The sequence below is a fragment of the Acidovorax bellezanensis genome (assembly GCF_025421555.1).
GTDB classification, from domain to species: Bacteria; Pseudomonadota; Gammaproteobacteria; order Burkholderiales; family Burkholderiaceae_C; genus Comamonas; species Comamonas bellezanensis.
Window position 1 is genome coordinate 762,736 of record NZ_JAODYH010000003.1, and the last position, 24,515, is coordinate 787,250.

The following is a 24,515-nucleotide window of genomic DNA, read 5'->3' on the forward strand; positions in this document are numbered from 1 at the left end:
CTTACTTCCGGCGAGTTCGATATGAATAAATCTCTGTCTACCGAAGTGAAAAGAACTCCATTGGCCAAACAGTCTGATGGTGCACTGACGACTTCGCCGCATTCCGATGCGGACCCGATCGATCTGGGGCGCTCCGGGCGCTGGGGTCTGTGGGCCCTGGCCCTGGGATTTGGCGGATTCCTGCTGTGGGCGGCACTCGCGCCACTGGACGAAGGCGTTCCCAGCACCGGCATGGTCGCGCTCGATAACAAGCGCAACACCGTGCAGCATCTGACCGGCGGCATCATCCAGAAAGTACTGGTGCGCGAAGGCGACGATGTGACCGAAGGCCAGTTGCTGGTACAGCTCGACGCCGCGGTGGCCCGTGCCACTTACGAATCAGTCCGCCAGAACTATCTGGGCCTGCTGGCCATGCAGGGGCGGCTGGAAGCCGAAAAGCAGGGCAATCCCACCATCACCTGGCCCGAGGATTTGAAGACCGCATCCAACGACCCGCTGATCCAGCAGCAGATCCTGAACCAGGAACAGTTGTTCCATACCCGCCGCAATCTCCTGCGCTCGGACCTGCAGTCGATCGAAGAGAACACCCGCGGCCAGCAGGGCTTGCTGCTGTCCTATGAAGGCATGCTCTCCAACCGCAAGAACCAGCATTCACTGCTCAACGAAGAACTGGGGTATCTGCGCGAGCTGGTCAAGGAAGGCTATGCCCCGCGCAATCGCCAGCTGGAGCTGCAGCGCTCGGTCTCGGACGTCAATGCCTCCATGGCCGACATGCAAGGCAATATGCTGCGCGCGCGCAGCACCATCGCGGACTTGCGCCAGCGCATGATTTCGCGCAAGCAGGAAGATCAGAAAGAAATCGAGACGCAGCTGGCGGACGTGGGTCGCCAGGTGCTGGTCGAGAATGAAAAATACCGCGCGGTGAAAGCCGAGCTGGAGCGCATGGAGGTCCGCTCGCCCGCGCAAGGCCAGGTCGTGGGGCTGATGACACAGACGGTGGGCGGCGTGATCCAAGGCGGGCAAAAGCTCATGGACATCGTTCCCAAGGGCGCGCCGCTGATGCTGGAAGCGCAGGTCGCGCCCCACATGATCGACCGCGTCCATGTGGGAATGCCCGTGGACGTGCGCTTTTCCTCCTTTGCCAACTCGCCACAGCTGGTGGTGCACGGCAATGTGGAATCGGTGTCCGGCGACTTGCTGACCGACGCCCATACCAACGTCAGCTATTACCTGGCACGGGTGAAAGTGACGGACGATGGATTGAAGATCCTGGGCCAGCGCCAGATGCGTCCCGGCATGCCGGTGGAAGTGATTTTCAAGGGCGGCGAGCGCAGCATGTTCACCTATATGCTGCACCCGCTGACCAAGCGTCTGGCTGCATCCATGACGGAGGAGTAAGACCATGCGTTGTTTGCAAGCATTTCACGGCAGCGGTGCGACCGGCATCGGAGCGGCCGGCGTAGGCGCGGCCGGCGTAGGCAAGACCCGGACGGGCGTGGCCCTGGCGGCGGCGCTTTTGCTCACGCCCGCCTGGGCGCTGGATTTGCGCCAGGCCTATGAAGCGGCGCAGGAGAACGACGCCAGCATCCGCGCTTCCCGCGCCGGAGCAGCGGCCGCGCACGAGAAGTTGCCGCAGGCACGCGCGCTGCGCCTGCCCAACCTGTCTTTCAACGCAGGGGCCAACCGCAATTCGCTCAAGACCACCTCGGAAACCTTTTTTGGCCCGCGGACCAGCAGCAATGCCTACAACAGCAACACCCAGGCATTGGTGTTGCGCCAGCCGATCTACCGGCCTTATCTGAGCGCGCAGGAAGACCAGGCCAGGGCGCAGGTCGCAGGTGCGGATGCCACTCTGGAAAATGACGAACAAAGCCTGGTACTGCGCGTTTCGGAAGCGTATTTCGACGCCTTGCTGGCGCGCATGCAACGCGACCTGATCGCCGCGCAGAAGCTGGCCTATGCTACGCAGCTGGATGCAGCCACCAAGGGCTTCAAGGCAGGCTCTGGCATGCGCACGGATATTGACGAAGCCCAGGCGCGCGTCGATATGTCGCTCGCCCAGGAACTGGAGGCGGCGCAGAATGTGGAGTTCACGCGCCAGCGTCTGGCAGTGCTGGTGGGCAAGCCCTTTGGCGAGCTCGCGGACCTGGACATCGCGAGCTTCCGCCCCCAGCCGCCCACACCCGCCTCACTGGCCGAATGGATCGCGCAGGCCGAAGCGGCCAATCCGCAGCTGCGCTCGCTGCAGGCGCAGGTCGATACCGCCGCCAAGGAAATCGAGAAGGCCAACGCCGGCCACAAGCCCACGCTGGATGCGGTGGCAGGCTGGGCCCGCTCGGACAGCGACACGGTGACCAACGTGAACACGGTCTATAACCAGAAGTACGTGGGCCTGCAGTTGAGCGTGCCCTTGTTCGCGGGCGGCTACGTCAGCTCGACGGTGCGCCAGGCGGTGGCCGATCAGGAACGCGCGCGCGAATCCCTGGAGGCAGCACGCCGGGACCTCGGCGTCAAAGTGTATGAACAGTACCGCGCCATGACGGAAGGCATACTGCGTGTCGGCGCGCTGGCGCAGGCGGTGCGCTCCGCCGAGCAGGCCCTGCAATCCAGCCGCAAATCCTTTACGGCAGGCGCCCGCACGACGGTGGATGTGCTCAACGCCGAACAGCAGCGCACCCTGGCTGCGCGTGATCTGGCCCAGGCGCGCTATCTGTACTTACTGTCCCGCATCCGTTTGCAGGCCTTGGCAGGAAATGACCGCTGGGCCAATGTGGATCAGGCCAATGCGAGCTTGATCGCCCCCTGAGCGGTTTGGGCACTGGGGCGGCCAGGGTAGATTTCTACGGAACCCATTGCAGACGCTGCGCGGATAGAAGCGCGCAAACCGTGGCTTCATGCCGGCAACCGCATTTGCCGCCCGGGCCGCAGCCCAAGGACTTGCGGCGGCAGGGTCGCCCTACAATGGGCCGCAGGTTTTTTACTCTGCAAAGGCCAGCCATGAGTCTGCTGAACATCATCACCAAGCAATTGATCGAAGTCATCGAATGGACCGATGATTCGCGCGATACCCTGTCCTATCGCTGGCCCGACGAGGACAAGGAAATCAAGAACGGCGCCCAGCTCATCGTGCGCGAATCGCAGCAGGTGCAGTTTGTTTCCGCCGGCCAGTTCGCCGACCTGTTCCAGCCCGGCAAACACACGCTGAGCACGCAGAACATCCCGATTCTGTCGACGCTGCAAGGCTGGAAATACGGCTTTCAGTCACCTTTCAAGTGCGACGTCTACTACCTCAACACGCGGCTGTTCACCGGCAACAAATGGGGCACGGCCAACCCGGTGATGATGCGCGACAAGGACTTTGGCGTGGTCCGCATCCGCGCTTTCGGCTCCTACGACTTCCGCATCGTCGAAGCGCCCAAGTTCCTCAAGGAAGTTGCCGGCACCGACCAGAACTTCCGCCTCGACGAATTCGCCGACACCATGCGCTCGCGCATTGTCAGCGTGTTCACCGAAGCCCTGGCCAAGGCACAGATTCCGGTGCTCGACGTGGCCACACGCTACAGCGACCTGGGCGACGCGCTGCTGCAGCTGATCAACCCGGCCATGCGCGAGAAGTACGGCCTGGAAATCAGCAGCTTCATTCTGGAAAACGTGTCGGTGCCGCCCGAAGTCGAGCAGGCCATAGACAAGCGCTCGAGCATGGGCGCCATTGGCAACCTCAACGACTATGTGAAGTACCAGATGGGCCAGGCCATGACCGCTGGCGGCGAAGGCAGTGCCGCCGCCGTCATGCCCGCGACCATGGCCATGGGCTTTGGCATGGCCCAGGAAATGATGCGCAGCATGCAGTCGCCTGCGGCCAGCAATGGCGCGGCCGCGGCGCCCGACGCGTTTTCCCCGGCTGCGGCCCAGTCTGCCCAGGCAGCGAGCGCACCGGCCGCCGCACCCGCGCTGCAAGTGCTCACTCCCGAGCAGGCAGCCCAGGCACTGGGCGTGGACCTGGCCGATGTGATGGCCGAAATCGAATCCGGCCACCTCAAGGCGCGCAAGATCGGCAGCAGCTGGCGCATCGCCCAGAGCGCACTCGACGAATTCCTGCGCGGCTGAGCACAGCCCTTTTTTGCCTACTGACGACCGGCGCCCCTTGGGCGCCAAGGTGCTTTGACCGTGCCCCCTGAACCTTCCCGCTCCCCTGACGCCGGCTATTCGGCCGTGGCCGAAACGCCGCGTCCCGCCCTGGTCGGCAAGCATCCCTGCCCCGAATGCGGCGCCAACCTCGAATGGAGTCCCAAGGCCCAGTCGCTGCAATGCCCGTACTGCGGCACCCTGGTGCCCTGGAACGATGCGCAGCGCGAGGAACTGGGCAGCGCCGTGGTCGAGCAAGACCTCATGGTCGCGCTGCAAAACCCTGAAGCCGGTCGCGGCTGGGGACAGCAGCGCCGCGAAGTGCAATGCCAGAACTGCCGTGCCATCTCGGTATTTGTCGACGGGCGCACAGCCCAGCGCTGCGACTTCTGCGGCTCCCCGGCCATTGTCGCCCATGAGGAGCGCAACGATGCCATCACGCCGCAAAGCATTCTGCCGTTCAAGATCAGCGACGGCCAGATCCGCGACAGGATCCGCCAGTGGTATGGCTCGCGCTGGTTCGCCCCCAACAAGCTCAAGAACGCCGCGCTGACCGACACGCTCAAGGGCCTGTACCTGCCCTACTGGACTTTCGACGCCCATGTGCAGGCCGTCTGGCAGGCCGAGGCAGGCTTTTATTACTACACCACCGAAAACTACCGCGACGCCAACGGCAACAGCCAGACCCGCCAGGTGCGCCATGTGCGCTGGGAGTACGCGTCAGGGCAGCTCGCGCACTTCTTCGACGATGCCCTGGTGCCCGGCACCGTCGGCGTACAACCGAAACTGCTGCGCAAGATCGAGCCCTTCCCCACCACAACCGACCTGCAACCCTATACGCCCGAGTTCGTGCGCGGCTGGACCGTGGAGCGCTACCAGGTCGATCTGGGCCAGGCAGCGCAGATCAATATGCAGGAGATGGAGAGCACCGTCGAGCAACTGTGCGCCAGCCAGGTGCCCGGCGACACCTACCGCAACCTGCGCGTGCAATGCCAGTACCAGGGCCGCACTTTCAAGCACACGCTGATGCCCGTCTGGCTGGTGGGCTACACCTACGGCAGCAAGAACTACCAGATCGTGGCCAATGGCTACACCGGACAGATCGCGGGCGAGCAGCCATACAGCTGGGTGAAGATCATGCTGGCGGTGGTTTTTGCACTGGTGATCGGGGTGCTGCTGCTCACAGCCGTGCGCTAGGGGCGCCGCTCTGGCTGGCGTTCAACGCATGCCATGGACACGCGTTTTTCGACGGTCTTGCGGGCAACTCGTTCCAGAGAACACCAGGCGCCAGCCATCAAAAACCATTCGCCGCAGGTTCCATTCAGGCTTGCTGATTTATTTTAAAGTGCTGCACTGAACCGCTCCGGGGATGCGGACTGTCGTAGTCCAGGGGTGCTTCGATTTCCCCCGTGCATCTCTGCGCGACAGGCCCATCAACAGAGCGCAGCGCCTTGAACAAGCATTGCGGAGCAGCTGGCGTGCCCGGGTTTGTTTCCCTCCTCGCCGCTTGGGGCGCGAGGAAGCCGCTTTTGGACTGGGTGAAGCTTGGGTTTGCGGTGGTTTTTGCACCGCTGATCGGACGGCGGCTGTCCGTCACGCAATAAAAAACCCCGTGGCCTGAACGGCGACGGGGTTTTCGCTGCCGCGTCAACGCGGCGGATGTCTTGCGCGCCTTATGCGCCTTCCCAGCGCCGCAGCACCAGGCTGGCGTTCGTGCCGCCAAAGCCGAAGCTGTTGGACAGCACCTGGCGCAGGTTCGCGTCGCGGGTCACGGTGACCAGGGGCATGCCTTCCACCGCAGGGTCGGGCGTTTCCACGTTGGCCGAGCCGGCGATGAAGCCCTTGTTGAGCATCAGCAGACAGTAGATGGCTTCCTGCACGCCGGTCGCGCCCAGCGAGTGGCCGGTCAGCGACTTGGTCGACGAGAACGGAGGGATCTGTTCGCCGAACACTTCGCGGATGGCGCGCAGTTCTGGCACGTCACCGACCGGGGTCGAAGTGCCGTGGGTGTTGATGTAGTCGATGGGACCGTCCAGGCCTTCGATGGCCTGGCGCATGCAGGCAATGGCGCCGTCGCCCGAAGGTGCGACCATGTCTTCGCCGTCCGAGGTGGCGCCAAAGCCCACCACTTCGCCGAGGATGTTCGCGCCGCGTGCCAGCGCATGCTCGAGGCTTTCGAGCACCACGGCGCCGCCGCCGCCGGCGATGACAAAACCGTCGCGGTTGGCGTCATAGGCGCGTGCGGCCTTCTCGGGCGTGGCGTTGTACTTGCTCGACATGGCGCCCATGCCGTCAAACAGCAGCGACATGCCCCAGGACAGCTCTTCGCCGCCGCCGGCAAACATCACGTCCTGCATGCCCCAGGCGATCTGCTGGGCCGCGGAGCCTATGCAGTGGGCCGAAGTGGAGCAGGCCGAAGTGATGGAGTAATTGATGCCCTTGATGCCGAAATTCGTCGACAGGCAGGCCGAGACCGTGGAGCTCATGCAGCGCGTGACCTGGTAGGGTCCGACGCGGCGTATGCCCTTTTCGCGCAGCGTGTCCGCGGCTTCGATCTGGTTGGCCGGCGAGCCGCCGCCCGAGCCCATGATCAGGCCGGTGCGTGGATGGGAAACCTGCTCGGGTGTGAGTCCGGCTTCGGCGATGGCCTGGGTCAGCGCAATTTGCGCATAGGCCGCCGCATCCCCCATGAAGCGCAGCTGCTTGCGGTCAATCAGCGCCTCCACATCAATTTGCGGAATGCCGGCCACCTGGCTGCGCATGCCCAGTTCAGTGAACTGGGGCATGGCGCGAATGCCCGAACGGCTCTCGCGCAGCGAGGCCTCGACCGTTGCATTGTCGTTGCCGATGCACGAGACAATGCCCGTGCCCGTGATCACAACCCGACGCTTCATGCTGCAGATCCTCCGGTTTCGCCCTCACGCATGAACAAACCCACGCGCAGGTCGGTGGCCGTGTAGATCACCTTGCCGTCGGCCAGCAGGCGTGCATCGCCGATGGCCATGTTGAGTTTGCGCTTGATCAGGCGTTTGATGTCGATTTCGTAAGTCACCAACTTGACGTCGGGACCCACTTCGCCGGTGAACTTGACTTCGCCCGCGCCCAATGCGCGGCCGCGACCTGGCAGTTGCAGCCAGGTCAGGTAAAAGCCGATGAGCTGCCACATGGCATCCAGGCCCAGGCAGCCCGGCATCACCGGATCGCCCTGGAAGTGGCATTTGAAAAACCACAGATCGGGGTTCACATCGAGCTCGGCCACGATCTTGCCCAGACCATGCTCACCGCCATCACTGGCGATGTGCGTGATGCGATCGAACATCAGCATCGGAGGCAAAGGCAAGCGCCCGGAATCAGGAGTGAACAGCTTGCCCTCGCCGGAGGCGATCAGCTGCTGGTAGGAAAAGGAATCGGCCATTGTCAAACTTGCTCCACAGCGGTGAATTCACCGCTTCGTTGTCGCGTGGTCCGCAGCAGTTCGCATGCGCCACAGGCGCGCATTATCCGTTCCACAGCGCTGGCGTGGAACTGCAAAGACCCTGCAAATGCTACAGAACACAGGTGCATCAAAAGATAAGAGTCTACTAGCCCCGGCGGCGTTTCCACTGTTGCCACCCCGCCCAGGCCAACACCAGTGTGGCCAACAGCCACAACGGAGCCTGTCCGGTCCAGCGCACCCAGCGCGCAAAAGGCGTGAGACCGTCGCGTCCCTGGACGCTGCCGACCAGTATGCCGCGCACATGTGGCGCGAGTGCGTCGGTTACTGTACCGCGATGGTCAATGATCACCGTGGCACCCGTATTGGTGGCCCGCAGCATGGGGCGCTCGAATTCCAGCGCCCGCATACGGCTGATGGCCAGATGCTGGTCAATGGCGATGCTGTCGCCAAACCAGCCGATGTTGCTCACATTGACAAAAACAGTCGGTGCGGACGCGGGGTTGCGAAAGCGCAGGCCCAGTTCCTCGCCAAACAAATCTTCGTAACAAATATTGGGCGCCAGCCGCTGGCCCGCCCAGTCCATGGAAGTCTGGGCCAGGCCGCCGCGGTTGAAGTCACCCAGCGGAATGTTCATCATCTCCGTGAACCATCTGAACATCGGCGGAATGAACTCGCCGAACGGCACCAGATGGTGCTTGTCATAGCGGTAGATGGACTCCACTGCTGGCGTCCAGCCAATCACGGAGTTGGTATAGCCTTCGGCCATGTTCCCCAGGGGAATGCCGATCAGCGCCGCCTGGCTGCCCTGGCGGAAATGCTGCTCCAGCATTTCCAGATAGCCTGCGGGCATTTGCTGGGGCAGCAAAGGCAATGCGGTTTCGGGCGCCACCACCAGTTGGGCGTCGGTGCTGCGCAGCGCTTGCGCATACCAGTCCAGCGCCAGCGGCACACCGCTGCCTGGCTCGAATTTTTCATCCTGGGGAATATTGCCCTGCAGCAGGGCCACGCGCAGTGCCGGGGGTTGAGCGGTCTTTGCATCGGCCAGGCACTGGTCGAGCGCGCAGTCGCGCTGCCAGAACAGGCCAGCCAGCAGCGCCACGCCGGCCAGCAGCAGGGCCCAGACACGCCATTGACGGACCTGGCCAGTGCGCAGGCAGGCCAGACCATAGGCCAGGGCCGCCGCGACGGCGCCCGTGCCGTACACGCCCAGCCAGCGCGGCAGCACGGACAGCGGGCCGTCGACATGGGCGTAGCCTGAAGCCCCCCAGGGGAAACCGGTCCACAGGCTGCCCCGGGCCAGTTCGGCCAAGGTCCAGCAGGCGGTGAACAGCAGCGCCGCGCCCAGCGCACTCGCGGGCTTGAGCCGCGCAAAGATCCAGGCGGCGAGCGCGTAATAACTGCCCAGGAAGGCGGACAGCGCCAGCACGGCCAGCACCGCCAACGGCGCGGCCAGCCCGCCATAGGTGTGCATGGAGATGAACAGCCACCAGAACGTCGCCGCCAACCAGCAGGTGGCAAACACGCCGGCGCGGGCCGCCGCGCTGCGCGCGCACGGCGCCGTGCGCAAGCCATGGGCCAGCAGCGCCAGCGACAGGATTTGCAGCCACCACAGCGGCTGTCCATTCCCGGGCCAGGCGATGGACAGGGCCTGCGCCACGCCGGCGGCGGCCGCAACGGCCCAGGCAATCGCCCTGCCAGGGCCGCGAACGCGGTCGGACTGCGACAGGGGGGGCATGGAGACGTTCAGTTGATCACCAGACTGTCAGGCGCATGCTCGCGCACCACCTTGAACCAGCGCACGGCCCCGCCCTTGGTATGCAGCACGGTAAAGCCCAGGCCCATCATCTGCACGTATTCGCCACGCTTGGGCACATGGCCCATTTCGTGGGCAATCAGGCCGCCAATGGTGTCGAATTCGGCTTCGGGGTCGCTGGCATGGAGCTGGACTTCAAACGCTTCGGCCACGCGTTCGACCGAAGTGTCGCCGGACACGCGGTAGCTGTTGTCGGCCAGCGCGAAAATGTCGCCTTCGTCTTCGGGGATGTCGAATTCGTCTTCGATCTCGCCGACGATTTCTTCCAGCACGTCTTCAATCGTCACCAGGCCGGCGACACGGCCGAACTCGTCGATGACGATGGCCAGATGGTTGCGGTTGCCGCGAAACTCGCGCAGCAGATCGTGCAGGCCCTTGCTTTCGGGCACGAACACCGCCGGCCGCAACAAGGCACGCAGATGGAGTTCGGGCGCGCGCTGGCGCTTGAGCAGGTCTTTGGCCAGCAGGATGCCAATGATGTTTTCGCGCTCGCCCTGGTAGACCGGGAAACGCGAATGGGCGGTCGTGATGACCTGGTGCAGGATGACATCGAAGGGATCGTCAATATTGACGAGATCCATCCGCGTGGCAGCGACCATCACGTCGCCAGCTGTCATGTCGGCCATCCGGATCACGCGTTCGAGCATCACGCGTGCGTCGGCGCCGATGACTTGGTTGTCTTCGGCTTCGGCCAGGGTTTCAATCAGTTCATCGGCGGACTCGGGGGCCGGGTGGATGAACTCAGCGACTTTTTGCAGAAAACTGCGCTTGTCTTCCTTTTCGAAAGAACGAGCAGAATGCGGGTCTGACACTGTCTTGGAATGCAGGACGTGCGGTAGTGGAACAAGCGCCTAGGATAGCGGATTGGCCGCAAGTTTTGTGTGGTGTTTGCGGGAAATCCCCGCGCCGCCATGTCCCTCTTGCTGCCATGGACGGCCGCCACCGCCTGCCGCGACAGGCGCCCGCGCCCTTATTCCGCCGCCTTGTGCCGGCCTTCGCGCACGCCTTGGCGCACTTCCTGCACGCCGGCCAGGAAATCCCAGAATTGCTTGGCCTGCTTCTTGAGCTGGTAGTCGAGTTCAGCGAACTGCTGCTCGACCAGATGCGCCATATGGGTGTCTATGCCCGCGGGCGGCAGTTGCAGATAGGCTTCGCTTTCCGGCCCGTCGCGCTTGACCGTGGCGCCCGCATTGCGTGCGATCTTGAGCATGGCCGTGTTCTCGGACAAGGCATGGATGAACACCATGCTCACTCCCTGGGTGCGGGCATGCATGATGGCGCGGTCGAACAGGCGTGCGCCCAGGCCCTTGCCACGCGCCTGCTTGAGCACGGACACGCCGAACTCCGCACAGCTCTGATGTTCGGGATGGCTGGCCACGGCCAGATGCGCCTTGGCGATCAGCTCCAGGCGGCGGTTGTAGATGCCAAACACCTGATCGCGCTCGAAGTCCAGTTGCTGGACGTAGCGCATCACCTGCTCATCGCTGGCCGCATAGCCAAAGCGCAGATAACGGTCGGCAGCATCAAGCTGGAGCAGATGGCGACCGACACTGGGACGGTGGCGCGGACCTAGCGAGCGAATCGGGACCATGGCAGTACGAATAGGTGCGAAAGGACGCTTTGGCGGGCTGGCGACCGGGCGCAGCATCTGCGAACCTGCGCGCCAGGAAGACTTCAACCAGTCAATAGAAACGTTCATGCTTCGAATATAGGGGATTACCCTAGATTCTTCAAGAAAAATGCTGCAGCGCAGCATTCGACCGACGCGGGCGTACAACAGCCTGGGGCATGAAACTGACACGGCCCAGCCCAGGGGCAGCGAGCAAGGGCCGCCCCGCAGCGAGGCTGCCGTCCCCCTCAGGGGGAAGCCGCGAAGCGGCTCAGGGGGAGCTCAACCTATACCGGCACCGCCGTCGTCGCCTTGACCCGGTCCAGCACGAAGCTGGTCTTGCAATCCTGCACGCTGGGATGCTTGAGCAAGGTGTCCATGATGAAGCGGCTGTAATGCGCCATGTCGCTGACCACCACGCGCAGCAGGTAGTCCATTTCGCCGGTGAGCGACGCGCACTCCACGACTTCAGGCCAGGTCTGCACGCTGGCACGGAACACATCCATGGGATTGCGCTTGCTGGTCTCGGTATATTTTTCCAGGCGTACATTGAGATAGGCCGTAAGTCCCAGGCCCACCGTCTCGGGGCGCACCAGCGCCACATAGCGGTCGATCACGCCGGCTTCTTCCAGGCGTTTGACACGCCGCAGCACGGCACTGGGCGACAGCCCCACCTGCTCGCCGATGACGTCATAGGTTTCCCGGCCGTTTTCCTGCAGGCGCCGGAGAATGGCCCGGTCCAGCTTATCGATTGCTTGCGTTGCGCTCATGTCCGGGGATTCTACGAAAGACCGCCTCGAACCCGCAGGGTTTTCCCGAATCACCCTTGGAAATTGCATGAAATGTGTGTTTCGCGCATTTTTCATGCAAGGCCATGGCGTGTCCGCTGACAACAACGCAGGAATTTCCCGCCATCAAGTTCTACAGTGGACTCATAACCACCGCCAGCCACCCTGGCAGGAGACTCCCCATGAACGCCCCGCTTCCCCTCGCCCCCTCCGCCGCCACGTCCACCGCCGCCTGGGACAACCCCATGGGAACCGACGGTTTCGAGTTCATCGAGTACGCCGCACCCGATCCCGAGGCCATGGGCCGGGTGTTTGAAAGCATGGGCTTCAAGGCGGTCGCCAAGCACCGCCGCAAGAACGTGACGCTGTATCGCCAGGGCGAGATCAACTTCATCATCAACGCCGAGCCCGACAGCTTTGCCCAGCGCTTCGCGCGGCTGCACGGCCCCAGCGTCTGCGCCATCGCTTTTCGCGTCGACGACGCCAAGGCCGCCTACGAGCGCGCGCTCGACCTCGGCGCCTGGGGGCATGAAGGCACGCACACCCCCGGCGAACTCAATATCCCGGCCATCAAGGGCGTGGGCGACAGCCGCATCTACCTGGTCGACCGCTGGCACGGCAAGAACGGCGCAAAACCCGGCGACATCGGCAACATCGGTTTCTTCGACGTGGACTTCGTGCCGCTGCCCGGCGTCACCACCGAAGAGATGCTGGCCCCGCGCGGCCACGGCCTGACCTATATCGACCACCTGACGCACAACGTGCACCGCGGCCGCATGAACGAATGGGCCGACTTCTACGAGCGCCTGTTCAACTTCCGCGAGATCCGCTACTTCGACATCGAAGGCCAGGTCACGGGCGTCAAGAGCAAGGCCATGACCAGCCCCTGCGGCAAGATCCGCATTCCGATCAACGAGGAAGGCAAGGAAAAAGCCGGCCAGATCCAGGAGTACCTGGACTCGTACCACGGCGAAGGCATCCAGCACATCGCCATGGGCTCGGACAACCTCTACGCCACCGTCGACGCCTTGCGCGCCAGCGGCGTGCGCCTGCTCGACACCATAGACACCTATTACGAACTGGTCGACCAGCGCATTCCCGGTCACGGCGAGCCCCTGGAAGCGCTGCACCAGCGCAAGATCCTGATCGACGGCAAGAAGGACGCCATCCTTTTGCAGATCTTCAGCGAAAACCAGCTGGGCCCGATCTTTTTCGAGTTCATCCAGCGCAAGGGCGACGATGGCTTTGGCAACGGCAATTTCAAGGCCTTGTTCGAAAGCATAGAGCTCGACCAGATGCGCCGCGGAGTGCTCTGAGCCCACAGACACCAGGAGCTGCCATGCCATCCGCCGTGCACTGCGCTCACCCAGGCATGCTGCGCCGGCGCCTGCTGGCTGCCTGGCTGCTGGCGGCAGGCCCTCTGTCCCGCGCAGCGGCCCAGGACAGCACCGCGCCGCTGCGCCTGCTGGTTCCCCCGGGGCCACTGCAGGCACCGGCCCAGGTCCTCGCGGAAGCGGCGCAGGCCGGTCTGGGCGACATCACGGTGCAGCCCGCCCCGGGCAGGGGCAGCGGCTCCGCTGGCGCCGTGGTCGCCCAATCCCGGCCGCAGGACAGGATGCTGCTCATGGGCAGCCTCGCCACCCACGCCCTGCAGCCCTGGCTTTGCCAGCCTACGGGCTACGATGCCCTGACCGACTTTCGCCCGCTGCTGCTGATGGCCCGCGTGCCGCATGTGCTGGTCGTGACGCCGGCCGCCGCGCAAGGCATGCGCAACCCTTTCGATCTGCTGCGCCAACTGCGCCAGCATCCGCAATCCCTGCGCTATGCCTCCAGTGGCTGGGGCAGCCTGGGCCATATTGCCGGCGCGCTGCTGCAGGCAGGCACGGGCCTGCGCATTGCCCACCTGCCTTTCCAGGGCGAGCAGCCCGCCATGGCGGCCCTGCTGTCAGGGGCTGTGGACATGGCTTTCGACGCCCTGCCCGCCGTGCTGCCCCTGATACGCGCCGGCCGCCTGCAGGCCCTGGGCGTGACTTCGCTGCTGCGCTCGCCGCTGCTGCCCGACGTGGCCAGCCTCAACGATGTGACCGGCAACTTCAACCTGGGCAACTGGTTCGGCCTGTTCGCCCCGGCAACGCTGTCCGCCGAGGAAGCCGGCCAGTACGCCCAGCACTTTTCCGCGGCCCTGCAGTCGCCTGCCGCGCGCGCACGCCTGATGGCCCAGGGCATCCTGCCGGAAAACCTGGTGCTCGACGACTTCGCGCGCTTCGTGCAGTCGGAGCACCGGAAATACGGCCTGCTGATACAGACCCACCGCATTCAGCCGTCTTGACAGCCGCACTTTCCAAGGAGAAAGCCATGGGACAAGCTCCAGTGGTCTACGGACAATCCGAACGCCCGCCGCGCGGCGACTACACGCGCGCCGCCAGCGACTACACCTGCGCACAGAATTACGCGGCCTACACCGAGACCGACCACGACACCTACCGGCGCCTGTACGCACGCCAGTCGGCCCTGCTGCCCGGCAGGGCCAGCTCGGAGTTCATCGCCGCCCTGCCCGCGCTCGGCCCCCACGAGCGCATTCCACGCTTCGAAGACATCAACGCGCGCCTGATGCCGGCCACGGGCTGGCAGGTCGTGGGCGTGCCGGGGCTGATTCCCGAACTGGATTTCTTCCGCCTGCTGGCCGCGCGCAAATTTCCGGTCACCGACTGGATTCGCACGCCGGCCGAGTTCGACTACATCGTCGAGCCCGACATCTTCCACGACCTGTTCGGCCATGTGCCCCTGCTGTTCAACCCGGTGCTGGCCGACTATGTCCAGCGCTATGGACAGGGCGGCCTCAAGGCCGACCGCCTGGGCGCCGGCGAAATGCTGGCCCGGCTGTACTGGTACACCATCGAGTTCGGGCTGATTCGCGAGCCGGACGGCCTGCGGGCCTATGGCGCGGGCATTCTGAGCTCCAGCGGCGAGCTGGTCTATTCCGTGGAAAGCCCCAAGCCGCAGCGCCTGCCGCTGACGGTGGAGCGCGCCATGCGCACGCGCTACAAGATCGACACCTACCAGCCCACCTACTTCGTGATCGACAGCTTGCAGCAGCTGTTTGACCTGACCGAGGCCGACTTCGAGCCGCTGTACGCGCGGCTGCGTGGTCTGCCCGAATACACGGCCGACGGGCAGATCCTCGCGCCCGGTCTATAAAGACCGTCAGTCACAGCGCTTGCATTACCCACGGCCCAAAACACTGGCGCCCCCCAACTCAGGGGCGCCGAGCAAGCGCCGTCGCGCCGCGAGGGTGCCGTCCCCCTCCACCGAAGGTTGAGAGGGGGAAGACGCGAAGCGGCTCAGGGGGTGCTACAACCCGTCCATGCAGGCCAGCATGACGTAGGGCGTGAAAGCCATCTGCACATGGGCCAGGTCGACGACCAGTCGGTTGTCGGCCCCGGGGTAGGTCGCGACGATGGCCGGGAACACCATGTTGTCGCAGTTCGAGTACCAGCAGCTCATGCGCGATGCGAGCGCCCGCGGTTCGTGCGCGGCCAGCTGCCGCAGCCAGTCGCTATCCAGCCGCATCTGCCGGCCGTTGACGGTGTGGCTGAAGCGGGCGATCCAGGTGCCCTGGTGGGGCGTTCCCAGCGTGATGATGCGGGCCGCGAGGGCCTGCAAGCGTTGCCCGGCAGCGGCATCGCTCACGCCTTCGCCCACCACGGCACCACGGCTGCGCAGCCAGGCCCGGATCACCAGGCCGCCCATGCTGTGGCCGATCAGCACCGGCGGTCGCCCCGTGGCCTCGGTCATGCGCCGCACGGCCGCATCCAGCCCGGGCACGCAGTCATCGAGGGAGCCCCAGGCGGGCTCGAGCGTGACCGCGATGCAGGCAATGCCGCGCGCTTGCAGCATGCGCTGCCAGGGTTGCCAGAAAGCGCGGTTGCAGAGATAGCCATGGACCAGCACCACGCCGGCCCGGGCCGCGGGGGCGCCGGGCGCGGCACGGTCGGTCGGCAGGTAGTCGGGCACCGCGTTGTGACGAAACGGCTGGCGCCAGTTGAAGATGCGGTAGGCCAGGCCCACCTCCACCCACCAGGCCCGCAACAGCGCGCCGGCGCGCACCGGCGGCATCTCGGCCAAGCCACGCCGAGGCGCGATGCACATGCAGGCAAACTGCAGCGCCACGCTCCACGCCGGCACCAGCAACAGCGCCGCCGCGCCGGCCAGGGCCAGCCCGGGCGAGCGCGGCCATTGCCACCACAGCCAGGCCAGGGCCAAGGCCCAGTCGCCCAGGATCAAGGCCTGCTGCCTGAGTGCATTCATGTCGACCTCCTTGCGTTCTTCGCGCATCTTATGCCGCCCACTCCTAGGACAAGCCCGGGGCACAGTCTGCGCCGCGCGGCGCCAGAATGGGGGCATCTCCGCATGGCCTGCTTCCCAGGCCACCCTTCGACAGGCACACAAGGCGCAACTCGCATGGATCCTATCTGGCTGCAGCACTACCCCGCCGGCGTTCCCCACACTGTCGATCCCGAGGCCTACCGTTCGGTGGCGGAGTTGATTGAAGAATCGCTGAAGAAAAACGCCAACCAGCCGTTCTCGGTCTGCATGGACCACTGGATGCACTACCGCGACCTCGACCTGCTCTCGGCCCGGCTCGGCGCCTGGTTGCAAGGCCTGGGACTGGAGCCCGGCGCGCGCGTGGCCATCATGCTGCCCAATGTGCCGCAGTTCGCCGTGACCATGGCCGCGGTGCTGCGCGCCGGCTACACCTGCGTCAACGTCAACCCGCTCTACACGGCACGCGAGCTCGAGCACCAGCTCAAGGACTCGGGCGCCAGCGCCATCGTCATCCTGGAGAATTTCGCCCACACCTTGAGCAGCGTGCTGGAGCGCACGCCGATCAAGCAGGTCTGCATCACTTCGCTGGGCGATCTGCTGGGCCCGGTCTATGGCCGCTGGATCCGCTTCGCCGCGCGCCACCTGGCCAAGATGGTGCCGGCCTACGCCTTGCCGCTGGGCAACGGCTGCCAGGTGACCACCTTCCCCCAGGCACTGGCCCTGGGCGCGCAGCGCACGCTCGTGCCCAGCACGGCGACGCTGGACTCCATCGCCTTCCTGCAATACACCGGCGGCACCACCGGCCTGTCCAAGGGCGCCATCCTGACGCACCGCAACATCATCGCCGCGACGCTGCAGGCCGAAGTCTGGTTTGCGCCCGCCATGGCCAGCCAGCCCGACCGGACCAAGCTGCACAGCATCGCGGCCCTGCCGCTGTACCATATCTTCGCGCTCACGCTGTGCCTGCTGACCATACGCCAGGGCTCGAGCCTGAGCCTGATTCCCAACCCGCGCGACATCGCCAAATTCGTCGGCGTGCTGCAAAAGCGCCCCTTCCATCTGCTGCCTGGCGTGAACACGCTGTTCAACGCCCTGCTGCAGAACCCGCAGTTCCGCGCCCTCGATTTCTCCAGCCTGTACATGACCCAGGCCGGCGGCATGGCGGCGTCCGAAGGCACGGCGCGCGAGTGGAAGAAAGTCACGGGCAACACCATGATCGAAGGCTGGGGCATGAGCGAGACCTGCGCCATAGGCACCAACAACCCGGTCACCAACGCCGAGTACACGGGCCACATCGGTCTGCCGCTGCCGAGCATTTATGTAGCCATCAAGGACGATGCAGGCCATGACCTGCCGCTGGGCGAATCGGGCGAGCTGTGCATCCAGGGGCCGAACGTGATGACCGGTTATTACAACCAGCCGCAGGAAACGGCCAAGGCCTTCACCGACGACGGCTACCTGCGCACCGGCGATGTGGGCGTGATGGACACGCAGGGCTTCGTGCGCATCATCGACCGCAAGAAGGACATGATTCTGGTCAGCGGTTTCAACGTCTATCCGAACGAGCTGGAAAACGTGATTTCCCTGTGCCCGCACGTGGTCGAATGCGCGGCCGTGGGCGTGCCCGACGAGAAACAGGGCGAGGCCATCAAGGTCTTCGTGGTGCGCAGCAGCACGGCCCTGGACGAGGACACGGTGCTGCGCTTTTGCAGCGAGAACCTCACGGGCTACAAGCGGCCCAAGTACATCGAGTTCCGCGACGCCCTGCCCAAGACCAATGTGGGCAAGATATTGCGGCGTGAGCTGCGCGTGCCGCAGTGAGCAGGCTGGCGAGCGCCGGCACCCTGTGGCCGGAAATCACCGTTCTGGAGCGCGGCTGGCTGTCGGCGAACAGCATCTTGTTCGCTGCGCCGGCGGGCGCCGCGCCAGCGGGCGCCGCGCTGGTCGACACCGGCTACTGCACCCATGCCGAGCAGACGCTGGCGCTGGTGCATGCGGCGCTGGACGGGCAGCCGCTGGCACGCATTCTCAACACCCATTTGCACAGCGACCACTGCGGCGGCAACGCCGCCTTGCAGGCGGCCTGGCCGCAGGTGCATACCGCCATCGCGCCGGGCCAGGCGGTCCAGGTGCGCGACTGGGATGAGCATGCCCTGGGCTATATCCCCACGGGCCAGCAATGCCCGCGCTTTCGCGTGGACGCCACCCTGGAGCCCGGCAGCGAAGTCTCGCTGGGCGGACGGCCCTGGCAAATCCATGCCGCACCCGGCCACGACCCGCATTCCGTGATCCTGTTCGAGCCCGAAGCACGGCTGCTGATTTCGGCCGATGCGCTGTGGGAAAAAGGCTTTGGCGTGGTGTTCCCCGAGCTCGATGGCGAGGACGCTTTTGCCGCGGTGGGCGCGACGCTGGACCTGATAGAGCGGCTGAACCCGGCCACCATCATTCCCGGCCACGGCCCCGTCTTCCATCACCTGGCGCCGGCGCTGGCCACGGCGCGTGCGCGCCTGGACGGCTTTGTGCAGTCACCGCTGCGCCACGCGCGGCATGCGGCCAAGGTGCTGATCAAGTACAAGCTGCTCGAATGGCAGCAGATCGACCAGGATGGGCTGCAGGCCTGGTTCGAGACCGCCTCCACCCTGGTCCAGCTGCGCACGCGCCATTTCTCCCACGCCGAACCCGGCGCCTGGCTCGCCACCATGGTCGACGAGCTGGTGGCCGCGGGCGCGGCCCGGCGCGAAGGCGAGCGGATCTACAACGCTTAAGGCAGGTCCTTCACGGGCTCTGGCTCGTTCGACGGGCGCGGCCCCACCGTGCCCAGGCGGGCCTTGAGCGACTGCGGTTGGCCGGTGATCAAGGCCGCGTAGGCCGTGGTGTTGGCCAGCACTTTCTTCACGTAGTCGCGCGTTTCGGTGAACGGCACGTTTTCGGCCCAGATCGCGGCGTCGAGCACCGGCCCGTTGCGCCAGACGCGCGGACGGCCCGGGCCGGCGTTGTAGCCCGCGGCGGCCATGGCCATGGAACCGTCAAAGTCGTCGAGCGCGAGCTTGAGGTAAGCCGTGCCTATGGTGATGTTGACTTCGTGGTCGTTGATCATGCCCGGGGTGAATTCCGTCATGCCGATCTTGCGCGCCGTCCAGCGCGCCGTGGCCGGCATCACCTGCATCAGGCCCGAGGCGCCCACACCCGAGCGGGCGTCCATGATGAAGCGGCTTTCCTGGCGAATCAGGCCGTAGACATAGGCCGGGTCCAGACCGATGGTGCGCGCGCGTGCGATCACCGTGTCGTGGTATGGCATGGGGTAGCGCTGGCTCCAGCTGACTTCGTTGCGCGTGCGCTCGCTGGTGTTGATGCAACGGTCCCAGACTTCGCGCTGGCAGGCCCAGTCGGCGGCGGCCAGCAGCGAGCGCTCGTCCATGCCGCCGGGCGTGTGCAGGTTGGTGGTGTAGTTCCACTCGCGCACGCCTTCGCTGCGCAGGCCCAGCTGTATCGCCTGCAGACCGCGCTGCAGACCGGGGTTGCCGCGCGCAGCCGCCTTTTCCTGAGCCGTCAGCGCGGCCGGCGCGGGCGGAACCGTCACGCGCTGGCCCAGCTCTTCCAGCGCCAGTTGCTCGTAAAAGCCGCCTTCGCTGGCAATGCTTTGCAGCAGTTTCTGGGCCTGGGCGCGCTCGGCGTCACCACCATGCAAGGCCAGCAGCGACTTGGCTTTCCAGTAGACCCAGGTGCTGTCGGCCCGGCCCTGGGGCGTCATCGCATCGATGCTCTGGCCGACCTGGCGCCACTGCCCGGCACGCAAGGCGGCGCGCGCCTTCCAGCCCAACAGGTCGTCGCTGAGGTCCTTGTCCTGGCGTACCTTGGCGAAATAGCCCACGGCTTCAGGCTGCAGCTTGAACGCAGCCTGCTTGCCGATCACGCCCCAGGCCCAGTTGCGCTCCTCGGCCGTGAGCAGCGCACTCCAGCGGTCTTCGAGCTGGGCCGCAGCCTGGCCCGGGTCATTCGACGCCAGGCGGATCAAGGCCAGCAAGCCCAGCTCCTTGCGCACCTGGCCGCGCGCCATGCGCTGTCCGGTGAGGTACTTGATGGGCGAGGCGAACAGCTCGTTGACCTGGGGCACGGATTCGGGCGAGACGATCTGCACCGCATCGCGCACCGCGCGCTGGCGGTTGGCCTCGGACGCCAGCCGGGCCTTGCGCCAGATGTCGCTCGCGGGCAGTTGTTGCGCGGCATAGAAGCTCGCGGCGGCGTTGGTGCAGCCGTCATCGGCGTCGCGCTGGGCGTACCAGAGATCGCGCAGCTCCTGCGCGGCCGCGGGGCCGGCCTTGCCTTCGATCTGATCCACGGTGAGCGCATAGCAGCGCACGCCCCGGTCATCCTGCATGCGGTAGGTCGGCAGCAGCTGCGCAAAGCGCATCCAGTCGCGGCGTTGGCCCAGCAGCAGCAGCCAGTCGTTGCGCAAGCGGTCTTCCTGGTAGCTGCCGGCCCAGCGCGAGAGAAAGGCCTGGACTTCTTCGGGCTGGGCATCGTCGAGCCGCACGCGCAGCTCCCAATAGGCGCCCCAGGGCTCGAGCGCATGCCCGCGCACGGCGGGCAGCAGCTGCGCGAGCTGACTGCGGTCGCCTTTGCGGTAGGCTTGCTGCATTGCGAGCAACGCATCGTCCCCACGGTTTTGTGCCGCCACCAGCGGCGAGGCCGTGGTCCAGAGGGTTGCCGCGAGAAGCGGTGTCAGAATCTTGAGCCAGTGCATGGAGGATTATGTAATGGACAAAGCAGCCTTGCGGCGCGCATTGATCGAACAGCGGTTGAACCTGACGGATCGACTGGACCGCGCGGACCTGTTGCAACAGGTGATGCGATTTTGGCTGATTGAACGACCCGATACCGTGATTGGAGCCTATTGGCCCATCAAAGGAGAGTTTGACCCCTTGCCGGCGCTGCACCGCTGGAAGGAAGACGGTGAGCTGCAGCGCGACGGCCAGCGCCGACGCATAGGCCTGCCGGTGATCGACAAGGTCCACAAGACGCTGAGCTTTCACCTCTGGTACCCGGGCTGTCCCATGGAAGAGGATGCCTACGGCATTCCCAAACCCAAGGACACCGAAGTGGTCGTACCCACGCTGCTGTTCGTGCCCTGCGTGGGCTATGCCCCGGGCGGCTATCGGCTGGGCTATGGCGGCGGCTTCTACGACCGCACGCTGGCCGCGCTGACGCCGCGCCCCTTCACCGTGGGCCTGGGCTTTACCTGCGGCTATGTCGACGATTTCGCGCCCGAGGCGCATGACTTGCCGCTGGATACCATCCTCAACGACAACGGCTTGGTCTGGCCGATCAAATAAAGCACCCCCTGAGCGGCTTCGCCGCTTCCCCCTCTCATCCTTCGGTGGAGGGGGACGACACCATCGCTGCGGGGCGGCCCTTGCTCGGTGTCTCCTGGCTGGGGCACGCCGGTTGCGTAGGCCGTGGGCAGTCAGCGCGCTGGCGTGGATGCCTTGTATTTCGCCCAGCCCTTGGCGCGCAGGTCGCAAGCCGGGCAGGTGCCGCAGCCATAGCCCCAGTCGTGCAACTGGTCGCGCGTGCCCTGGTAGCAGGTGTGGGTGTCGTTGACGATGATGTCCACCAGTGCCTGGCCGCCCAGGTCCTGGGCCATCTGCCAAGTCTGCGCCTTGTCTATCCACATCAGCGGCGTGGCGATGCGCAGGCGCCGCTCCAGCCCCAGGTTCAGCGCGACCTGCAAGGCTTTCATGGTGTCGTCACGGCAGTCGGGGTAGCCGGAGAAATCGGTCTCGCAGACGCCGGTCACGATGACCTGCAGACCGCGCCGATAGGCCAGCGCACCGGCCAGTGTCAGGAACAGCAGATTGCGTCCGGGCACGAAGCTGTTGGGCAGGCCGTCGGCCTGCATGGCAAAGGCCACGTCGTCGGTGAGGGACGAGCCGCCGATCTGGCTGAGCACGTCCAGCGACAGCAAATGGTCTTCACCCAGGCGCGGCGCCCACTGCGGGAACTGGCTGCGCAGCTGGGCCAGCACCTGCTGGCGCGCGTCGAGTTCCACGTGGTGGCGCTGACCGTAGTCAAAACCCAGGGTTTCGACCCGTTCATAGCGTGCCAGTGCGTCGGCCAGACAGGTGGTGGAATCTTGTCCACCGGAGAAAAGAACCAGAGCTGAAGTATGCATGGCGGGCATTAAAGCATTGCAGGCATGTACGGCGATACACCGCGAAACAGTTTCTTACCACTACACCCTACCCGCCCGGGGTTGCAGCCGCCTTTATGGGCTATTTTTCCTGCAATTTACGACAAAACACCGGCATCCCCCATGACAAGCCGCACTTCTGCCGCTAGCATGGCTGCGACACCCTCGGTCTTCGCCTTCGGGCCTCAAGGAGTCTTCATGCTTGCGCTTTACATCGGCAACAAGAATTACTCGTCGTGGTCCATGCGCCCCTGGGTGCTGATGCGCCAGGCCGGCATTACCTTCGAAGAGATCAAGGTCCGCTTTGACAGCTTCTCGCTGCAATCGGGCTTCAAGCAGCGCCTGCATACCGTGTCCCCCGTGGGCCGGGTGCCGGTATTGATCGATGGCGACCTGGCCATCTGGGACAGCCTGGCGATTGCCGAATACCTGGCCGAGCAATACCCGGACAAACAGCTGTGGCCCCGGCTGGCACCCGACCGGGCGCGGGCACGCAGCATCTGCGCCGAAATGCACAGCGGCTTCACCGAGCTGCGCACCCACTGCCCGATGAACGTGGAAGCCCACCTGCCCGCGGCTGGCGCGCAGATCTGGAGCGAACAACCAGGCGTGCGTGACGACGTGCAGCGGTTGATCGACATGTGGAGCGCCCTGCTGAACTCGCACGGCGGCACCCTGCTGTTCGGTCACTTCACCATCGCCGACGCCTATTTCGCGCCCGTCTGCCTGCGCCTGGCCACCTACGACCTGCCCGTGCCGCCTCAGATCGAGGCCTATGTCAAGCGCATACAGTCCCTGCCTTCGGTGCAGGAGTGGGTACAGGACGCGATGGCCGAGCAGGATTTCATCGACTTCGAGGAACCTTACCGCGAACGGCGCTGAACCTGGCGCCGGAATCCGGCGACACTCGGGGCCATGAGTTCAATCCAAATCCTGATGGTCGGCGGCGCGGTGCGCGACCAGCTGCTGGGCCGGCCGGTGAATGACCGCGACTGGGTGGTGGTGGGCGCGACGCCCGAACAGATGGTGGCCCAGGGCTACCAGCCCGTAGGCCGCGATTTCCCGGTGTTTCTGCACCCCAAGACCCACGAGGAATACGCGCTGGCCCGCACCGAACGCAAGAGCGGCCGCGGCTACCGCGGTTTCGCCGTGCAGTCCTCGCCCGACGTGACGCTGGAAGAAGACCTGGCACGGCGTGACCTGACGATCAATGCCATGGCCGCGCCCGAAGGCTGGCCCGAAAGCGGCACGCTCAGCGATCCCTATGGCGGTCGGCGCGACCTGCAGGCCAAGCTGCTGCGCCATGTGACCGACGCTTTCCGTGAAGACCCGGTGCGCATTCTGCGCGTGGCGCGTTTCGCGGCCCGCTTTGACGACTTCCAGGTCGCGCCCGACACCATGGCCTTGATGCAGCAGATGGTCGACGCCGGCGAAGCCAGCGATCTGGTGGCCGAGCGGGTCTGGCAGGAACTGGCACGCGGCCTGATGGAGACCGCGCCCGAGCGCATGTTCGAAGTGCTGCGCGACTGCGGCGCGCTCGCCGTGCTGCTGCCCGAACTCGCACGGCTGTGGGGCGTGCCCCAGCGCGCCGAATACCACCCCGAAATCGACACCGGCGTGCACGTGATGATGGTGCTGCAGCAGGCCGCGCGCCTTCAGGCGCCGCTCGCCGTGCGCTACGCCTGCCTGGTGCACGACCTGGGCAAGGGCACGACACCGGCCGACGTCCTGCCGCGCCACATCGGCCACGAGCAGCGCAGCGCGCAACTGGCCAAGAAGGTGGGCGAGCGTCTGCGCGTGCCCACCGATTGCCGCGAACTCGCCGACGTGGTGGCGCGCGAGCACGGCAACATCCACCGCAGCGGCGACTTGAATGCCGCCGCGCTGATGCGCCTGCTCGAACGCTGCGACGCCATCCGCCAGCCCGCGCGCTTTGCGCTGGTGCTGCTGGCCTGCGAATGCGATGCGCGCGGGCGCCTGGGGCTGGAAGACCAGCCCTATCCCCAGCGCGCGCGTCTGCAGTCAGCGCTGGACCAGGCCTTGTCCGTGGTAACGGCAGACGTGGCCGCCCAGGCCGCGGCCGAAGGCAAGACCGGCCGGGCCGTAGGCGAAGCCGTGGCCGCCGCGCGCACCCAGGCACTGCAACGCTGGTTGGGCCAAACCCCAGGGTAAACCTCAGGACGATTTGCAGGGTTTGGGCAGAACATGGATAGCTGTTCTCAGCCATC

Annotated in this window: 21 protein-coding genes; 12 read left to right on the forward strand and 9 right to left on the reverse strand. The window is 65.4% G+C overall.

Going from position 1 to position 24,515, the window contains the following annotated elements; genetic code table 11:
• Window positions 1-60 precede the first annotated feature (60 nt).
• The 4 genes from N0K08_RS07075 (at window position 61) to N0K08_RS07090 (ending at window position 5,322) form a co-directional block, all read left to right on the forward strand.
• Window positions 61-1,398: an HlyD family type I secretion periplasmic adaptor subunit gene (locus N0K08_RS07075; RefSeq protein WP_261499403.1), complete on the forward strand. Its 1,338-nt coding sequence runs from the start codon at window positions 61-63 to the stop codon at window positions 1,396-1,398.
• A 4-nt stretch (window positions 1,399-1,402) separates the two neighbouring features.
• Window positions 1,403-2,806 (forward strand): TolC family outer membrane protein, encoded by a 1,404-nt coding sequence (locus N0K08_RS07080; RefSeq protein ID WP_261499404.1) that lies wholly within the window; start codon window positions 1,403-1,405, stop codon window positions 2,804-2,806.
• A gap of 191 nt (window positions 2,807-2,997) precedes the next feature.
• Window positions 2,998-4,107: an SPFH and helix-turn-helix domain-containing protein gene (locus N0K08_RS07085; protein ID WP_261499405.1), complete on the forward strand. Its 1,110-nt coding sequence runs from the start codon at window positions 2,998-3,000 to the stop codon at window positions 4,105-4,107.
• 129 nt (window positions 4,108-4,236) lie between these two features.
• Window positions 4,237-5,322, forward strand: a complete 1,086-nt coding sequence (locus tag N0K08_RS07090) for a zinc ribbon domain-containing protein (RefSeq protein ID WP_408642922.1) — start codon at window positions 4,237-4,239, stop codon at window positions 5,320-5,322.
• A 476-nt stretch (window positions 5,323-5,798) separates the two neighbouring features.
• On the opposite strand, the gene fabB is transcribed toward N0K08_RS07090, so the two are convergent.
• From fabB to N0K08_RS07120, 6 genes are all read right to left on the reverse strand, one after another.
• Window positions 5,799-7,019, reverse strand: coding sequence for a beta-ketoacyl-ACP synthase I (fabB, locus tag N0K08_RS07095; RefSeq protein ID WP_261499407.1), 1,221 nt, complete (start codon window positions 7,017-7,019; stop codon window positions 5,799-5,801).
• On the reverse strand, window positions 7,016-7,540 hold the full coding sequence (gene fabA / locus N0K08_RS07100; RefSeq protein WP_261499408.1) for a bifunctional 3-hydroxydecanoyl-ACP dehydratase/trans-2-decenoyl-ACP isomerase: 525 nt from the start codon (window positions 7,538-7,540) through the stop codon (window positions 7,016-7,018). Before fabA ends, fabB begins: the two co-directional genes overlap by 4 nt.
• A 166-nt stretch (window positions 7,541-7,706) precedes the next feature.
• Window positions 7,707-9,296, reverse strand: coding sequence for an apolipoprotein N-acyltransferase (lnt, locus tag N0K08_RS07105; protein WP_261499409.1), 1,590 nt, complete (start codon window positions 9,294-9,296; stop codon window positions 7,707-7,709).
• 8 nt (window positions 9,297-9,304) lie between these two features.
• Window positions 9,305-10,186: an HlyC/CorC family transporter gene (locus tag N0K08_RS07110; protein ID WP_261499410.1), complete on the reverse strand. Its 882-nt coding sequence runs from the start codon at window positions 10,184-10,186 to the stop codon at window positions 9,305-9,307.
• A gap of 158 nt (window positions 10,187-10,344) precedes the next feature.
• Window positions 10,345-11,073: a GNAT family N-acetyltransferase gene (locus N0K08_RS07115; protein ID WP_261499412.1), complete on the reverse strand. Its 729-nt coding sequence runs from the start codon at window positions 11,071-11,073 to the stop codon at window positions 10,345-10,347.
• 197 nt (window positions 11,074-11,270) lie between these two features.
• Window positions 11,271-11,753 carry an Lrp/AsnC family transcriptional regulator gene (locus N0K08_RS07120; protein ID WP_159913098.1) on the reverse strand — a complete coding sequence of 161 codons (483 nt, stop codon included), beginning with the start codon at window positions 11,751-11,753 and terminating at the stop codon, window positions 11,271-11,273.
• A gap of 200 nt (window positions 11,754-11,953) precedes the next feature.
• On the opposite strand from N0K08_RS07120, the gene hppD reads away from it, so the two are divergent.
• The 3 genes from hppD to phhA are packed head-to-tail and all read left to right on the forward strand — an operon-like array spanning window position 11,954 to window position 14,969.
• Window positions 11,954-13,087, forward strand: coding sequence for a 4-hydroxyphenylpyruvate dioxygenase (hppD, locus tag N0K08_RS07125; protein WP_261499413.1), 1,134 nt, complete (start codon window positions 11,954-11,956; stop codon window positions 13,085-13,087).
• A gap of 23 nt (window positions 13,088-13,110) precedes the next feature.
• Window positions 13,111-14,100 (forward strand): Bug family tripartite tricarboxylate transporter substrate binding protein, encoded by a 990-nt coding sequence (locus N0K08_RS07130; protein ID WP_261499414.1) that lies wholly within the window; start codon window positions 13,111-13,113, stop codon window positions 14,098-14,100.
• Window positions 14,101-14,126: 26 nt separating this feature from the next.
• Complete coding sequence (phhA, locus tag N0K08_RS07135) at window positions 14,127-14,969, forward strand: phenylalanine 4-monooxygenase (protein WP_261499415.1); 843 nt, start codon at window positions 14,127-14,129, stop codon at window positions 14,967-14,969.
• Between the two features lie 153 nt (window positions 14,970-15,122).
• On the opposite strand, the gene N0K08_RS07140 is transcribed toward phhA, so the two are convergent.
• Entirely contained in the window at window positions 15,123-16,079 is a 957-nt protein-coding gene (locus N0K08_RS07140; RefSeq protein WP_261499416.1) for an esterase/lipase family protein, read from the reverse strand.
• 153 nt (window positions 16,080-16,232) lie between these two features.
• On the opposite strand from N0K08_RS07140, the gene N0K08_RS07145 reads away from it, so the two are divergent.
• Together N0K08_RS07145 and N0K08_RS07150 are read left to right on the forward strand one after the other, a co-directional pair.
• Window positions 16,233-17,918: an AMP-binding protein gene (locus N0K08_RS07145; protein ID WP_261499417.1), complete on the forward strand. Its 1,686-nt coding sequence runs from the start codon at window positions 16,233-16,235 to the stop codon at window positions 17,916-17,918.
• The gene (locus N0K08_RS07150; RefSeq protein WP_261499418.1) at window positions 17,915-18,862 is read left to right on the forward strand and encodes an MBL fold metallo-hydrolase; all 948 of its coding nucleotides are present in this window, start codon (window positions 17,915-17,917) and stop codon (window positions 18,860-18,862) included. Before N0K08_RS07145 ends, N0K08_RS07150 begins: the two co-directional genes overlap by 4 nt.
• On the opposite strand, the gene N0K08_RS07155 is transcribed toward N0K08_RS07150, so the two are convergent.
• Window positions 18,859-20,841 carry a lytic transglycosylase domain-containing protein gene (locus tag N0K08_RS07155; RefSeq protein WP_261499419.1) on the reverse strand — a complete coding sequence of 661 codons (1,983 nt, stop codon included), beginning with the start codon at window positions 20,839-20,841 and terminating at the stop codon, window positions 18,859-18,861. The two genes, N0K08_RS07150 and N0K08_RS07155, sit on opposite strands and share 4 nt — an antisense overlap.
• A 13-nt stretch (window positions 20,842-20,854) precedes the next feature.
• On the opposite strand from N0K08_RS07155, the gene N0K08_RS07160 reads away from it, so the two are divergent.
• Window positions 20,855-21,430 (forward strand): 5-formyltetrahydrofolate cyclo-ligase, encoded by a 576-nt coding sequence (locus N0K08_RS07160; protein WP_261499420.1) that lies wholly within the window; start codon window positions 20,855-20,857, stop codon window positions 21,428-21,430.
• 131 nt (window positions 21,431-21,561) lie between these two features.
• On the opposite strand, the gene queC is transcribed toward N0K08_RS07160, so the two are convergent.
• Window positions 21,562-22,269: a 7-cyano-7-deazaguanine synthase QueC gene (gene queC, locus N0K08_RS07165; protein ID WP_408642911.1), complete on the reverse strand. Its 708-nt coding sequence runs from the start codon at window positions 22,267-22,269 to the stop codon at window positions 21,562-21,564.
• A gap of 216 nt (window positions 22,270-22,485) precedes the next feature.
• Here queC and N0K08_RS07170 point away from each other — a divergent pair, with 216 nt between their 5' ends.
• Window positions 22,486-23,169, forward strand: coding sequence for a glutathione S-transferase family protein (locus N0K08_RS07170; protein ID WP_261499422.1), 684 nt, complete (start codon window positions 22,486-22,488; stop codon window positions 23,167-23,169).
• A 42-nt stretch (window positions 23,170-23,211) separates the two neighbouring features.
• Complete coding sequence (locus tag N0K08_RS07175) at window positions 23,212-24,459, forward strand: multifunctional CCA addition/repair protein (protein ID WP_261499670.1); 1,248 nt, start codon at window positions 23,212-23,214, stop codon at window positions 24,457-24,459.
• The last annotated feature ends 56 nt before the right edge of the window (window positions 24,460-24,515 follow it).

What these genes read in the sequence shown, in the direction of transcription:
- N0K08_RS07080 (WP_261499404.1), top strand. Translation starts at nt 1,403, where the DNA reads ATGCGTTGTTTGCAAGCATTTCACGGCAGCGGTGCGACCGGCATCGGA.
- N0K08_RS07085 (WP_261499405.1), top strand. Translation starts at nt 2,998, where the DNA reads ATGAGTCTGCTGAACATCATCACCAAGCAATTGATCGAAGTCATCGAA.
- fabB (WP_261499407.1), bottom strand. Translation starts at nt 7,019, where the DNA reads ATGAAGCGTCGGGTTGTGATCACGGGCACGGGCATTGTCTCGTGCATC.
- fabA (WP_261499408.1), bottom strand. Translation starts at nt 7,540, where the DNA reads ATGGCCGATTCCTTTTCCTACCAGCAGCTGATCGCCTCCGGCGAGGGC.
- lnt (WP_261499409.1), bottom strand. Translation starts at nt 9,296, where the DNA reads ATGCCCCCCCTGTCGCAGTCCGACCGCGTTCGCGGCCCTGGCAGGGCG.
- N0K08_RS07115 (WP_261499412.1), bottom strand. Translation starts at nt 11,073, where the DNA reads ATGAACGTTTCTATTGACTGGTTGAAGTCTTCCTGGCGCGCAGGTTCG.
- N0K08_RS07120 (WP_159913098.1), bottom strand. Translation starts at nt 11,753, where the DNA reads ATGAGCGCAACGCAAGCAATCGATAAGCTGGACCGGGCCATTCTCCGG.
- hppD (WP_261499413.1), top strand. Translation starts at nt 11,954, where the DNA reads ATGAACGCCCCGCTTCCCCTCGCCCCCTCCGCCGCCACGTCCACCGCC.
- N0K08_RS07130 (WP_261499414.1), top strand. Translation starts at nt 13,111, where the DNA reads ATGCCATCCGCCGTGCACTGCGCTCACCCAGGCATGCTGCGCCGGCGC.
- phhA (WP_261499415.1), top strand. Translation starts at nt 14,127, where the DNA reads ATGGGACAAGCTCCAGTGGTCTACGGACAATCCGAACGCCCGCCGCGC.
- N0K08_RS07140 (WP_261499416.1), bottom strand. Translation starts at nt 16,079, where the DNA reads ATGAATGCACTCAGGCAGCAGGCCTTGATCCTGGGCGACTGGGCCTTG.
- N0K08_RS07145 (WP_261499417.1), top strand. Translation starts at nt 16,233, where the DNA reads ATGGATCCTATCTGGCTGCAGCACTACCCCGCCGGCGTTCCCCACACT.
- N0K08_RS07155 (WP_261499419.1), bottom strand. Translation starts at nt 20,841, where the DNA reads ATGCACTGGCTCAAGATTCTGACACCGCTTCTCGCGGCAACCCTCTGG.
- N0K08_RS07160 (WP_261499420.1), top strand. Translation starts at nt 20,855, where the DNA reads ATGGACAAAGCAGCCTTGCGGCGCGCATTGATCGAACAGCGGTTGAAC.
- queC (WP_408642911.1), bottom strand. Translation starts at nt 22,269, where the DNA reads ATGCATACTTCAGCTCTGGTTCTTTTCTCCGGTGGACAAGATTCCACC.
- N0K08_RS07170 (WP_261499422.1), top strand. Translation starts at nt 22,486, where the DNA reads ATGCTTGCGCTTTACATCGGCAACAAGAATTACTCGTCGTGGTCCATG.